Genomic DNA, 12606 nt, shown 5'->3' on the forward strand with positions numbered 1-12606 from the left:
GGAACCAGCCGGTCAGAACCAGTCGGGCAGAACCAACTGGTCAGAACCAGTGCAGGCAGTGCGGGGCGCGCTCGGCGCTGAAGAGGGCGTCGGCGAGGGCGGCCGCGCCCGGGCGGTGGGCCCGGATGTGCCCGGCCCGCACCAGCGTGCTCGGGGTGGTGCCGCCGAGGTAGACCGAGCCCAGGTCGCTCACGTCCAGGGACAGGTCGGGCTCCCGGTCCGTCGGGACGCACTCGGCCTTCCCGTCCCGGACGGTCAGCAGGTAGCGGCCGTGCTCGCCGAGGAACGGGTCGTCGACGTCGAGGACGAGCTCGCCGTCCACGAACCAGCCGCGCGAGGTCAGCGCCCGCGGGACGTCCAGCAGCCGCACCCAGAGCCAGTCGGTGCTGCTGCTCCCCTCGCCGGCGTTGAAGTCCGCAAGCTGCCAGCGCAGCGGGTGGTCGGACGGAACGTGCTTGAACACGACCTGGGAGACCAGGTCGTGTTCGAGCGCGAACCGGGCCAGGGCCGTGGCGACGGCGTCGTCGGTGGCGATGGTCTCGTCGACCGTCAAGGTGCCGTCGCCGAGCGAGTAGCAGGCGTAGCCGTCCGGGACACCGTCGGCATCCCGGTGGACGGCGACGTAGCGCGACGCCGAGGAGACCGGGGGCCGGCCCGCGCCCAAGGCCCACCAGCGGTGCGGCCGGGACAGTGCGCCGGGCTGTGCGCGGCGGTACCGGTCGTAGACCGCTTCCAGGATCTCGCCGCACTCGGCCCGCCGCAGCAGCTCGATCGAGCCGGTGCCCGGGCCGGGCGCCGCAGTGTCGGCCGTTCCGCGCGCCCGGGGGAGGGCGAAGGCGGCCTGATGGCGCGGCACCGTCAGCCGCTGCGTGTAGGTCGCCGGTCCGTAGCCGAACCTGCGGTAGATCACGGCCTCGGAGGCCAGCAGTACGGAGAGGAACTCCCCGCGGGCCCGAAACTCGGCGAGCTGGCGCCGCATCATCGCGGTGAGCACGCCTTGGCGCCGGTGCGAGGGCAGGACGCCGACGCCGGTCACCCCGCTGGTGGGGACGAGGGCCTCACCGGGCAGGGTGAGCTCGAAGGTGTACGCGCCGGCGGTGCCGACGGGCCGCCCGTCCGCCGTCACGGCGAGCAGGTTGCGGTCCATCTCGGTCGCCGACCACCAGAGCCCGCCGCCGTCGGCCGGGGTTTCCGGGAAGAGCCCGAACGCGGCATGGAGCGTGTCGACGTAGACGTCGAGGTCCTGATCGGTTGTCGGACGGATCTCCATCGCTGCCGCTTCCTCCCCTGGATGACGACGGCACCACGGCCCGTGTGCCTCGCCACAGTGCAGCGTTGACCCGTGGCCCGGTCAAGCGAATTACGCTCCGGCACCGGTGGTCAGGCCGGACCGTTTCCCGGACGGCCTCCGGGGCCTTCCTCGGGCCGCTCGTCCTCCGGTGGCGCCCCGACGCTCTCCGGGGCTTCGCGGACGCTGCCCGGCATCGCCGGGTGGCGGCCGATCACGATCACCCCGACCACGATGGCCAGCAGTCCGGCGGACTGCCAGGCCAGCGCACCCGGCGTGACCCGCAGCCGGTCGCCGAGGAAGCCGACCGCGCAGGCGATCCCGGACAGCGGCTGGGCGGCGGTCAGCGCCGGCAGGGACATCCGCAGCGGCGCGGCCTCGAAGGCGCTCTGCACCAGCAGCAGCCCGACCACGCCCGCCGCCACCACCGCGTACGGCTGCCAGCTGCGCAGCACCGCGTCCAGCCCGCTGTGGTCGAGGCGCTGGGTGGTGGTGCGGGTCAGCGCGTCCTGGAGGCCGTAGAGCAGACCGGCGGCGAGGGCCAGCAGGGTGGCCTCCTCGAACAGCGGCAGCCGCCGGGCCAACGAGACCAGTAGCAGGGTCAGCCCGACCACCGTGCCGACCACCAGCCAGTGCCGCAGTTCCCCGGCGGGCGCACCGCCGCCGGTGGGCCGGCCGGCCACGATGAACGCCGTCACCCCGAGGCCGAGCAGCAGCACCCCGGCCCAGCCCGAGCGGCCGAGGGTCTGGCGGGTCAGCACCCGGGAGAGCGCCATGGCGAACAGCAGGTTGGTCGCGAGCAGCGGCTCGACGAGCGAGACCTCGCCCTGGTTGAGGGCGAGCGCGGACAGGATCAGTCCGCACACCATGAACCCGGTGCCGAGCAGCCACTCGGGCATCCGCATCAGGTCCAGGAGCAGCCGCCAGTGCAGCAGGTCGGCACGGGGCGCCCGCTGCGCCGCGTGCTGCTGGAGGACGAAGCCGAGGCCCAGGCAGCAGGCGGCGCCGAGGGCGAGGAGGAAGACCGCCACGGAGGGACCACCCGGTTGTCACTGCCCGCGCCGCGCCGGCGGGTCCGGGTTCGGTCGGCGGTCGCGGCGCGCTTCCGTCAGCGTACCGCCGGGGCGGCGACGCGGCCCGGCCGGCGGCGGAGAGCAGCCGCGGCCGGGAGACCCGTGGTGGGGGAACTGGTTCCTGGGCCGGGTCCGCAGCCCCGGGCCGGGCCCGCTTGCCGCCACGGGCCGGACGGGCGCACGCTGGTGTGAGCGGCCGCCACGGCTCACCGTCCGTGCCGGTCCGGACAGGCGCGAGGGGGCCGCTGCCAGGAGGTGTGGCATGCACAACCAGTGGGACGTGGAGCTGAGCTTCGAGGAAGACGGAGTGCACACGGCGTGCGAGGCCAGGCTGACCGGTGCGCGGGCGCCGGGCTTGCGCGCCCACGGGGAGTCGATGAAGAGCACGGACGACCGCCCGCTCGCCAGGATCGGTGAGGAGGTCGCGGCCTCCCGAGCCCTGGAGGAGCTGTCCCGCAAGCTGCGGGCGCAGGCCACCGGGGAGATCGACGACGAAGGACACCGCCCGGGGTACCTGATCTACTGATCCTCGCCCCCGCCGACCGTCCCGCGCTCGCACGGGACGGCCCGGGACCACGCGGACGTCAGGACCAGGGGTTGGCCGGCTGGTCGTTGATCGCCGTCCAGAACCGGGTGCCCGCCGGGAGGGTGCCGGCCGCCCAGAGCGACCAGCCCTGCCCGTCGTGGAACTCGGCCATTCGCCAGCCGGCGCCGAAGGAGTCCTCGCAGAGCCCGTCGGCGTCGTCCCGGCCGCTCAGGTCGGACCCGGCCGTCGGGGCTGTCGTGGCGACCTCCCCGCCCGCCCAGCTGTGGAAGCCGGCGGTGGGGATCCCGGTGGGGGCCGGGCGGCCGTCCTGGTGGAGGCAGAGCACCGGCAGTTCGGTGTCGGCGGCGGTGTCCCCGAGGTAGGGGTTGCTGGCGCCGTCGGTGCCGACGTGCACCACACCGGCGCGCTGTTCCAGGGCGGTCCAGGTCAGCCCCGGGTGTTCGCCCGCCGGGGCGGCGACGGCCGGCCCGTCACGGTCCACGGCGGGCGCGCTGCCCGGGGTGACGGCCAGCGCGGTGAGCGCGAGCACCGCCGCGGGGGCGAGGCGTCGGACGAACGCGGGCATGGCTGCTCCGTGAGGTGTGAGTGGGCCGACGTGGCGGCGTCGGTCTGCCAGCGCCAAGTCGAGCGCGGTACAAGGGATTTGGCGACGCTGGCGACTTCGGGCCAATCCGCCGCCGACGGCGGGAGGCCCGGTAGGACGGCGACCGCCGCTCCGGACGGGGTGCAGGGTGCGGCGGGCGGCCTCGGCGACCCGGGGGCGTGGTGGGTGCGGCTGTGTTCGGCGAAGGGCCGGGGCTGATCCAGCTGGTGGACGCCGCCCGGGCCGGTCGGGTGGTGACCCCGGCCGGCTCGGGGAGGCATGGGGATCGAACTCGGCGGGCACCACCGGTCTGGGGGATCGACCGGCGGGGCGTCAGAACCAGGTCTCGCCGTAGTGCGGCCCGGGGTGGTCCTCGCGCAGCAGGCAGATGTTGGGGTCGCGCGGCGGCTCCGGCCCCTCGTACGGGCCGACGGCCGGGCAGCGCGGCCCGACCTCGACCAGGTACTCGGGCCAGGACGCCCAGTGCAGGTCGAAGCCGACGCCCTGGACCAGCGCGGAATGGGTGCCGCCGTGCCCGCCGGCGAGGTCGCAGCGCAGGCGCGGATCGATCAGGAAGGCGCCGCGCGGAACGGTGTTGTAGTGGTCCACGTCCGTCTGCGGCAGCGTGACGACGGACGGACAGTGGTGGAACTCTGCGGAACGAAGGTCCGGTTGGCTCATGGGCGCCAGCATTCCACCGGGAGTCCGACGAGGGCCCCGGTTCCCCGCTTTTGTACGGCTCGCGGGGGACAACTGTCGTGCCGCGTACGGGTGGTCGTCACCTCTCCGGAAGGCTCCGGCTACGCGGCGAGGGACCAGCTGATCACCGACAGGGTCGCCATCGACGCCAGGGTCGACCAGAGCACCGAGTCCCGGGCGAGCCCGGTGCCCTGGCCGTACTCGCGGGCGTAGACGTAGACGTTCTGCGCGGTGGGCAGGGCGGAGAAGAGCACCACGGTGAGGAGTTGGTGCGCGGGGAGGTGGAGCAGCGGGCCGGCCACCGCGAAGGCGACCAGCGGCTGTATCAGGGTCTTGACCGCGACGGTCAGCCCGACCTCGGCGTGGCGCGAACGGCCGGTGGCCGGCGGGCGGTTGTGCAGCGACATGCCGAGGGCGACCAGGGCGGTCGGCACGGCGGCGCCGCCGAGCAGTTCGCAGGAGCGGTTCAGCTCGGCGGGCAGGTGAAACCCGCAGGCGGAGGCGGCGGCGCCGAGCGCGGTGGCCAACAGGATGGGGTTGCGCAGTGGCAGGGTGAGCAGGGCCCGGCGGCCGGCCGCGCCGCCGTCGAGGACGGCCAGCACCGCGGGCGTGACCACCAGGATCTGGAACAGCACCACCGGTGCGACGAAGGAGGCGTCACCGAGGAGCTGCATCGCCACCGGGATGCCGAGGTTGGCCGAGTTGACGTACCCGCAGGCCATCGCGCCGATCGCCAACTCGCCGGTCTTGCGCCGGAACAGCAGGCGCCCGGCGAGCAGCCCGAGGCCGATCGAGACGACGGTGCCGGCGGTGAAGGCGAGCATCGAGGGGTTGGCGAAGTGGTCCAGCGGGGTGCGGACGATCATCAGGAACAGTGAGGCCGGCATCGCCACGTGGAAGACGAACCGGTTGAGCACCGGCTCCGCGTGCGGCCCGAGCAGCCCGGTCCGGCCGACCAGGTAGCCGACCCCGGTCAGCGCCCAGATCGGGGCGAATCCGGACAGCAGGGGGTGCAGGGATGGCATGGTTCCTCGGATCGCTCGGACGGTCTGCCGGGTGGGCCGGGGGTCTCCCGCCCCGGGGCAGTAAACCAGTGAGCGTGAACGGGGAGACCACGGGCCTACGATGAGCCGATGGAGCCCGAGAACGCGCCGATGGAACCCGAGTACCTGAGCCTGGCCGAGGTGGAGGCGATCGCCCGCCGCGCGCACGAAGGGCAGGTCGACAAGAACGGCCACCCGTACGGCGAGCACATCGCGGCGGTCGCACACGGGACGGCCGCGCGCGGTGGCAGTGACGCCCAGATCGCGGCGGGCTGGCTGCACGACACCGTCGAGGACGACCGGTTGAGCCGGGAGTGGCTGGCGGGGGCCGCGTTGTCCGAGGCCACCAAGACGATCGTGGACGCGCTCACCCGCCGCCCCGACGAGCCGGTCGAGGCGTACACCGCGCGGGTCCTGGCCACGCCGGGCGCGTTGCTGGTCAAGCGTGCCGACCTCGCCCACAACTCGGACCCGGCCCGGCTGGCCGCGCTGGACGCCGCGACCGCCGAGCGCTTGGCCGCCAAGTACGCGCGGATGCGGGAACTGCTCGGGCTCACCGGCGAGCTCTGAGCGACGGGGCGCGGCCCGGGCGTCCGGACGAGGTGAGGGCGAGGCGGGAGCAGACCAGGCGAGGCGGGGGCGGGCCGGACGAGGCGGGGGCGGGTCGGGCGAACGGCGGGAGGCGCCGCGCGACCCGCGAGCGGTGTGCGGGAACCACGAGAGGGCCCGGGCCACGCGGATCGCGCGGGCCCGGGCCCTCTGGGGTCACCCCGGTGATCCCTGTCCGACCCCCGGGGTGAGGGGGGAGTGGTCAGGATGCGGGTGGAGTCCGGTGAGCCGAGGTGGTCGGCTTAGTACCAGTGGTTGGCCTGCCAGAAGGTCCAGGCGGCGTTCGGGCTGCCGTAGCGGGAGTTCATGTAGTCCAGCGCCCACTTGATCTGGGTGGTCGCGTTGGTCTTCCAGTCGGAGCCGTGCGTCGCCATCTTGGAGCCCGGCAGCGCCTGGGCCAGGCCGTACGCGCCCGAGCTGGCGTTGGTCGCGGTCACGTTCCAGCTGGACTCGTGGGCGATGATCTGGCTGAAGGAGGCCAGCTGGTTCGCCGGGACGATCTGGGCGGCCACGGCCTGCGGGGACAGGGTGGCGGCGTTCGCGGTGGCGGGCAGGACACCCGCGCCCAGGGCGGTCAGACCGGCGGCGCCGGCGAGAATCGCGGCGGAAGTGCGCATACGGAGCTTGAAAGTGGGCATGAAGAACAAGACCTCAATCGGGTTGGGCCGGGTCACGCCCCGCCTTGGACCATGGCCGGACAGGGGCCGAAATGGTCGTGGGGCGTGACCTGGCAGTAAGTCGCTACCGGCGGGACAGGTGCCGGTGCGGCTGACGACTGAGCCATTGTTGGCATGCCGGATCGGGCGTCGCCAAGACCCCCTTGTTACGACCCCCGGTCGTACGGGGGGCGGCCGCCGTGGATTCGAAGGGTCGGTTGCGCGGAGCGCGCCGACCGGTGGTGACCTGTGCGAACGCCCCGTCGGCGGGGCGGGGCGCGGGTGCCCGGGACTTGCCACTATCGCCCGTCGTGGACCGCATTCCGGTGTGAGCGCACTCACCGTTTGGGCCGCTGAGGCCGTCACCCGCCGGTCTGCCGCCGGCACGTTGGGTACAGACGATCTCGCCGCCGTTGAGACCGGCGCCACACCTGTGGGGCCCGGGGGAGACCGTCGGGCCCCGGCGGAGACCGGCGGAGATCGGCGGGCCCCACCGGGGGTTCAGCGGAGGTCGCCGAGCCGGCGGTGACGGAGGGCCCGCGCCGCGAGGCGGTCCGGTTCCGGCAGCGCCGCCAGCCCGCCGAGCGCGGCACCGACCGCCCGTCCCAGCCGCGCGCAGAACGCCTCCGGCTCGTCCGCCGCGTCCGGCCGCTCCTCGACCACCTCGTCCACCAGCCCGACCTCCGCCAGGTGGCCCGCGCCGATGCCCTGGGAGCGGGCCAGCTCGGCGGCGTGCCCGCCGTCCCGGTGGACGATCGCGGACGCGCCCTCCGGTGGCAGTGGCGCCAGCCAGGCGTGTCCGGCGGCGAGCACCCGGTCGGCCGGGAGCAGCGCCAGCGCGCCGCCGCCCGAGCCCTGGCCGAGCAGCACCGCCAGGACGGGCGTGCGCAGCGCCAGCAGGGTGGTCAGGCAGTGCGCGATCTCGACCGCGATCCCGTCCAGCTCGGCCTGCGCGGACAGTTCGGCCCCGGCCGTGTCGACGACCGTGACCAGCGGCAGCCCCAGCTGCTCCGCCACCCGCGCGGTGCGCCGGACGGCCCGCAGGTCGGCGGCGGTGAACGGGCGCTCGTGCTCCGGGGTCTGCCGCTGCTGGCCGACCACCAGGACCGGCCGACCCCCGAGGACGGCGAGGGCGCGGACCAGCGCGCCGTCCCGCCCGCCGGGGGCGTCCAGCAGCACCAGTTCCTCGGCGGTGTGGCGCAGCAGCTCGCGGGTGCCCGGGCGGTCGGGGCGACGGGTGCGACGGACGGAGTCCCAGGCGTCGGGGTGTTCGGCGGCCCCGTCGGGGGTGGGGCCGGGGCCGGGACCGGGGGCGCCGGTGCCGCTGGTGCCGCTGGTGGCGCTGGTGTCCGCGCTGCCCGGGGCGGGCGCGGTGGTGGCGAGGACGGCGAGCGTGCGGCGGACCAGTTCGCGCAGGTCCTGCGGCGGCACGACGGCGTCCACCAGGCCGCGTCCGGCGAGCGTCTCCGCCCGCTGCACGTCCGGGGGCAGTTCCACGCCGCGCAGTTCCTCGTACACGCGCGGGCCGAGGAAGCCGAGCCGGGCGCCCGGCTCGGCGAACACCAGCTGGCCGAGCGTGCCCCAGGAGGCGAAGACCCCGCCCATGGTCGGGTTCCGTAGATAGGTGAGATAGGGGAGACCGGCCGCGCGGTGCGCCTGGACGGCGGCGGTGATCCGCAGCATGCACAGGAAGGCCGCCGACCCCTCCTGCATGCGCGTCCCGCCGGAGACGGGCAGGGCGAGCAGCGGCAGCCGCTCGGCGGTGGCGCGCTCGACGGCGCGGGTGATCCGCTCGGCGGTGGCCACGCCGATCGAGCCGCCGAGGAAGCCGAACTCGGAGGCGACCAGCGCCACCGGCCGCCCGCCGACCAGGCCGGCACCGGTGAGGACGGCCTCGTCGAGACCGGTGCGTGCGCGGGCCCGGTCGAGCGAGGCGCGGTAGCCCGGGTCGGCCTGGTCGGTGGGCGGGTCGGCCGGCGGCTCGTCCCAGCCCTGGAAGGCGCCAGGGTCGACCAGCAGTCCGATCAGCTGCCGCGCGGTCAGCGGCGCGCCCGTGGCCGTGGCCGGGTGCGGTCCCGTGCCCGCGCTCGTGTTCGTCCCCGTGTTCATGCCCACCCCGTCAGCGGTTGTTCCGGTCCGACATGATCCGTCACTCTATGCGGCGCGACTGGAGCGGGGAGCGAACGTGAGGAAGCTGTGAGGAGGCCGACTGCGGTCGGGTCACTAGTTCGACGGCGGTCGACCCATGGGGTGTGCGGGCGGTTCGTGGACGGCGCCGGCCGGGCTCGGGTCGGAGCTGGGATACGGCTCAAGTCGCTGGTCAGACAGGTGAGTTACCCGTCGGTTAATAGTTTGTCGCAGGGCTTCCGGAGTTGTCGGTGGCTGGTCACACTGGTGGACATGACCCGCACTCTACGCGCGTGGAAGACCCGCGCTGCCGCCGTCACCGCCGTCGCCCTGATGACCCTCGCGCCCGTCGCCGTCGCCACCGAGGCGCACGCCGACGTGAGCGGCACGGTGTGTCTGTCCGCCCTCCCGCCCGAGGCGACCGACACCCTCAACCTGATCGCCACCGACGGGCCGTTCCCGTACTCCCAGGACGGCGTCGTGTTCCAGAACAGGGAGCACGTCCTGCCCAGCCAGTCCAACGGCTACTACCACGAGTACACCGTCATCACGCCCGGTGCCCCGACCCGCGGCACCCGCCGGATCATCACCGGTCAGGCGACCCAGGAGGACTACTACACCGGTGACCACTACGTCACGTTCTCGCTGATCGACCAGGGCTGCTGACACGCGCCCCACGCCCCTCCCGGCCCCGGCGCACGTCTCCGCCGGGGCCGCCGGAACGACGGGCCCGCCGGATCGCCGGATCGCCGAGGGGCGGCCCCGCATAGGCCAACTCGGCGCCGCCCACGGTGATCCGGCGGGCCAGGTCCTCGGTGTGCGATTCGTCCCAGCCGTCCACCACCAGGTTCGGGCGGAACCGGTCCGCCGGCACGGGGAGTCCGCCGCTCAGCGCGTTGAAGCGCTCCAGCGACGCGCGGGACAGCAGGTGCACCGCGCAGCTGTCGGCGTAGCCGGACGTGCCCGGTACCAGCCCGTCGGTCACCCGGTCGTGCTCCGGCGGCACCCGGACCAGCCGGCTGCGGACACCCAGCACCCCGGACAGCCAGCCGGCCACCTCCTCGCCCTGGTCGATCCCGAAGAACGGGGCGCCGAACAGCCGCACCGCCCGGCGCGGACCCTCGGTGTCCACGGCGACGGTCACCGGCTCCACACCCGGGGCGTCGAGGGTCAGCCGGCGGCCGTCCTCCCCGACCGTCGGGCGGACCGTGGCCAGCAGGCGGTCCCGGCGCTGGGAGCGGAACACCCCGTCCTCGTCCACCACCATGAACGCCCGGTCGTGGGCCAGCCCCGCCGGAGTCAGCTCCGCCCGCGCCACCTCGACCCCGGCGCACCCCTTCACCGGGTAGTACCGCAACTCCACCACTTCGGCCATGGCCGCCCCCTCGACTCACCGCGGCCCCTCGCGGGCCGCTCCGGACCCCTCGCGGAATCAACGCCTCCGTAGGGTAGTTGACCGTCGCCCGACCGCCCGCCCCCGGGATTGCTAGGGTCGGGACATGGCACCGAGCAGCGCGAACCCCCCGGGAAAGCTCCGGCGCGACGCCCAGCGCAACCGCGACCTGCTGCTCGCCGCCGCCCGCGGCATGTTCTCCCGGCACGGCCTCGACGTCCCGCTGGACCAGATCGCCAAGGAGGCCGGCGTCGGCAACGCCACCCTCTACCGCCACTTCCCGACCCGCGAGGCGCTGATCGGCGAGGTGTTCGCCGACGCCGCCGTCGGCCTGGCCGGGGCCGGCGAGGAAGCCCTCGCCGCCGAGGACGCCTGGACCGCGCTCGAACACTACTTCGAGCGCATCTTCGAACTCGTCGCCGCCGACCGGGGCATCAACGACCTCGTCACCCAGGCCATCCCCACCATCCCCGGCATGATCGAGATCAGCCGCCGGAACGCCGCCACCGTCGGCGCCCTCATCGCCCGCGCCCAGGACCAGGGCACCATGCGGCGCGACGTGGTCACCATGGACCTGCTCTTCCTGCTCGGCCCGCTCTGCCGCGCCCTGCCCGCCACCACCGACCTGCGCCCCGACCTCTGGCGCCGCTACCTCGCCCTGCTCCTCGACGGCTTCCGCACCCAGGCCACCCACCCGCTGCCGGTCCCCCCGATCGGCGAGGAACACCTGGACCGGATGTTCGCCGACCTCTGGGAAGCCGAACCACCGGAGGGGTAGGCGAGCCGTTTCACGCCGGGAAACGGTCGGTCTTCACCAGAGTGCCGTGACGAGGATGGACGAGGATGTCCGGACTGCCCGTTGCGCTGCCGAGAGGTCAATGAAGATGGCTACGTACGTGCTGATTCCCGGGGCCGCGTCCGGCCCGTGGTACCGGCACCTGCTGGAGGCCGAACTGCGCCGGCGGGGCCACGACGTGGTGGCGGTGATGCCCGGCGACCACTGCCCCACGCTCGGCCACCCCGCAGAACTGGCCGACCACCTGGAGGCGTACCGGACCGCGTCGTAGCGACCCCGGGGCATCAGGGACACGTACGGAACACCCGCGCGCGCGTCAGAGGCGTGTCAACGGGCGCCGGAGGTGCGGTGCCGGCCCGCTTTGCTGGAGGACGACAGCACAGCACGGCGGTACGGACCGAGAGGCGGGGCGAACCATGGCGGACAGCGAGATATCCGGCGCGGACGGGGCAGCGGAGCGGGCCGACCGCGCGGGCCGGATCGTCGTCGGCGTCAGCGGCTCGCTCGGCAGCCTCGCCGCCCTCCACCACGCCGTCGCCGAAGCCCACCGCACCGACGCCGAGGTCCTCGCCCTCCTCTGCTGGACCTCGCCCGGCGAAGAGATCGGCTACCGCCGCACACCCTGCCCGGCCGCCATCACCGCCGGCCGCGACGCGGCCGTCGCCCGGCTCCGGCAAGCCCTCGATGAGGCCTTCGCCGGCCGCTACGCCGGAGTCCGGCTGCGCTGCCAGGTCGTCCGCGGCGACACCGGACACACCCTGGTCCGCTTCGCCGACCACCCGGACGACCTGCTCGTCCTCGGCGCGGGCAGCAGCCGAGGCTGCCTCTCCCGGGCGCTGCGCCCCTCCGTCACCGCCTACTGCGTCCGGCACGCGAGCTGCCCCGTCCTGGCCGTCCCCCGGCCGCCGCTGCAGCGCGACCTGGAGGCCATGGAACGCGGCCACGGCCTGCGCTCCCTCGTCGCGGGGCGGTAGGCCGCGCCCTGCCTGTGGTGCCGCTACCTACGACAGCCCGGCGGCCTCGGCGAGGACGGCGGCGGTCCGGCGGCCGGCGCGCAGCACCGCTTCGGCGGTGGTGGGGAGGCAGCGGTCCGCCTCGGCGTCGTACACGGTCATGATGACGCCCGCGTGGTCGGTGGCGGGTTCGAGAACCCGTACCGCCGACATCTGCCTTGTCAGAGCAGCGCTCAGTCGCCGGGTGTGCTCGATGTCCAGCACCCCGTCGTCCGTGCCGTGGACCAGCCAGAGCGGGACGGGGGAGGGCTGCTCGGCCAGCAGGTCGAGGGGGGCGTCCCCGGTGGTGATCGCCGGGCGGGCGTAGCTGGAGGAGATGCCGACGGCGGCGATGGGACGCCGCTCGGCGGGGGTGTCGGGGTGGGTGGCCACGGCTATGGCCTCCCGGCCGCCCAGCGACCAGCCGGCCAGGACCAGGCGGTCCGGGTCCCCGCCGTACGCGGCGGCGGTGCGGCGGGCGTGGGCGAGCGAGGCGAGCAGTTCGGCGCGGCCGCCGTCCGGCCGGTCGGAGCGCCAGTCCGGGACGAGCACCAGCAGGCCGAGCCCGGCGGCCTCCCGGGCGAGCGGCCGCAGCACGTCGCGCTCGTCGAGGCCCCGGCCGTGCCACAGCAGTACGACGGGCGCGGGCCCGGCGGTGCCGGCGGGCGGGCGGTGCACGTCCATGAGCCGTCCGTCGGCGTACGGGGTGGCCTCGGGTTGAGCGCTCGTCATGCGGGGTTCGCCTCCGGTTCGGTGACTGATCACGGAGCTGGTACTGTACTTCTCGTCGCGAGGGGGAT

General features: G+C 74.5%; 15 protein-coding genes. 6 read left to right on the top strand and 9 right to left on the bottom strand.

Annotated features, from left to right (window positions below; genetic code table 11):
- Positions 1 to 40: 40 nt before the first annotated feature.
- Complete coding sequence (locus ACIO9K_RS26870) at positions 41 to 1270, bottom strand: GNAT family N-acetyltransferase (RefSeq protein ID WP_363620893.1); 1230 nt, start codon at positions 1268 to 1270, stop codon at positions 41 to 43.
- 110 nt (positions 1271 to 1380) lie between these two features.
- Positions 1381 to 2319, bottom strand: coding sequence for a DMT family transporter (locus tag ACIO9K_RS26875; RefSeq protein WP_363631885.1), 939 nt, complete (start codon positions 2317 to 2319; stop codon positions 1381 to 1383).
- A gap of 304 nt (positions 2320 to 2623) precedes the next feature.
- Here ACIO9K_RS26875 and ACIO9K_RS26880 point away from each other — a divergent pair, with 304 nt between their 5' ends.
- The gene (locus ACIO9K_RS26880; protein ID WP_063350242.1) at positions 2624 to 2887 is read left to right on the top strand and encodes a dsRBD fold-containing protein; all 264 of its coding nucleotides are present in this window, start codon (positions 2624 to 2626) and stop codon (positions 2885 to 2887) included.
- Positions 2888 to 2945: 58 nt separating this feature from the next.
- Here the strand turns inward: ACIO9K_RS26880 and ACIO9K_RS26885 are convergent, their stop codons facing one another.
- From ACIO9K_RS26885 to ACIO9K_RS26895, 3 genes are all read right to left on the bottom strand, one after another.
- Positions 2946 to 3473 carry a hypothetical protein gene (locus tag ACIO9K_RS26885; protein ID WP_363620897.1) on the bottom strand — a complete coding sequence of 176 codons (528 nt, stop codon included), beginning with the start codon at positions 3471 to 3473 and terminating at the stop codon, positions 2946 to 2948.
- Between the two features lie 351 nt (positions 3474 to 3824).
- Positions 3825 to 4172: a hypothetical protein gene (locus tag ACIO9K_RS26890; RefSeq protein ID WP_363585249.1), complete on the bottom strand. Its 348-nt coding sequence runs from the start codon at positions 4170 to 4172 to the stop codon at positions 3825 to 3827.
- A 119-nt stretch (positions 4173 to 4291) separates the two neighbouring features.
- Entirely contained in the window at positions 4292 to 5215 is a 924-nt protein-coding gene (locus ACIO9K_RS26895) for an AEC family transporter (protein ID WP_363585247.1), read from the bottom strand.
- A gap of 108 nt (positions 5216 to 5323) precedes the next feature.
- On the opposite strand from ACIO9K_RS26895, the gene ACIO9K_RS26900 reads away from it, so the two are divergent.
- Positions 5324 to 5803: an HD domain-containing protein gene (locus ACIO9K_RS26900; protein WP_363620903.1), complete on the top strand. Its 480-nt coding sequence runs from the start codon at positions 5324 to 5326 to the stop codon at positions 5801 to 5803.
- Positions 5804 to 6084: 281 nt separating this feature from the next.
- On the opposite strand, the gene ACIO9K_RS26905 is transcribed toward ACIO9K_RS26900, so the two are convergent.
- Both ACIO9K_RS26905 and ACIO9K_RS26910 read right to left on the bottom strand, forming a co-directional pair.
- Positions 6085 to 6459: a transglycosylase SLT domain-containing protein gene (locus tag ACIO9K_RS26905; protein ID WP_350879079.1), complete on the bottom strand. Its 375-nt coding sequence runs from the start codon at positions 6457 to 6459 to the stop codon at positions 6085 to 6087.
- Between the two features lie 540 nt (positions 6460 to 6999).
- A complete protein-coding gene (locus ACIO9K_RS26910; RefSeq protein ID WP_400333741.1) occupies positions 7000 to 8607 on the bottom strand; it encodes a carboxyl transferase domain-containing protein in 1608 nt (535 codons plus the stop codon).
- Between the two features lie 291 nt (positions 8608 to 8898).
- Between ACIO9K_RS26910 and ACIO9K_RS26915 the strand changes: the two genes are divergently transcribed.
- Positions 8899 to 9291 carry a ribonuclease gene (locus ACIO9K_RS26915; protein WP_400333744.1) on the top strand — a complete coding sequence of 131 codons (393 nt, stop codon included), beginning with the start codon at positions 8899 to 8901 and terminating at the stop codon, positions 9289 to 9291.
- On the opposite strand, the gene ACIO9K_RS26920 is transcribed toward ACIO9K_RS26915, so the two are convergent.
- The gene (locus tag ACIO9K_RS26920) at positions 9260 to 10000 is read right to left on the bottom strand and encodes an MOSC domain-containing protein (RefSeq protein ID WP_400333747.1); all 741 of its coding nucleotides are present in this window, start codon (positions 9998 to 10000) and stop codon (positions 9260 to 9262) included. The genes ACIO9K_RS26915 and ACIO9K_RS26920 overlap by 32 nt on opposite strands.
- Positions 10001 to 10124: 124 nt before the next feature.
- On the opposite strand from ACIO9K_RS26920, the gene ACIO9K_RS26925 reads away from it, so the two are divergent.
- The 3 genes from ACIO9K_RS26925 (at position 10125) to ACIO9K_RS26935 (ending at position 11788) form a co-directional block, all read left to right on the top strand.
- Positions 10125 to 10796: a TetR/AcrR family transcriptional regulator gene (locus ACIO9K_RS26925; protein ID WP_400333749.1), complete on the top strand. Its 672-nt coding sequence runs from the start codon at positions 10125 to 10127 to the stop codon at positions 10794 to 10796.
- A gap of 106 nt (positions 10797 to 10902) precedes the next feature.
- The gene (locus tag ACIO9K_RS26930) at positions 10903 to 11085 is read left to right on the top strand and encodes a hypothetical protein (RefSeq protein WP_400333752.1); all 183 of its coding nucleotides are present in this window, start codon (positions 10903 to 10905) and stop codon (positions 11083 to 11085) included.
- Between the two features lie 145 nt (positions 11086 to 11230).
- Positions 11231 to 11788 (top strand): universal stress protein, encoded by a 558-nt coding sequence (locus ACIO9K_RS26935; protein ID WP_363620911.1) that lies wholly within the window; start codon positions 11231 to 11233, stop codon positions 11786 to 11788.
- A 27-nt stretch (positions 11789 to 11815) separates the two neighbouring features.
- Here the strand turns inward: ACIO9K_RS26935 and ACIO9K_RS26940 are convergent, their stop codons facing one another.
- Entirely contained in the window at positions 11816 to 12538 is a 723-nt protein-coding gene (locus tag ACIO9K_RS26940; RefSeq protein ID WP_400333755.1) for an alpha/beta hydrolase, read from the bottom strand.
- Positions 12539 to 12606 lie beyond the last annotated feature (68 nt).

It is taken from the genome of Kitasatospora sp. NPDC087271, assembly GCF_044744605.1.
GTDB lineage: Bacteria > Actinomycetota > Actinomycetes > Streptomycetales > Streptomycetaceae > Kitasatospora.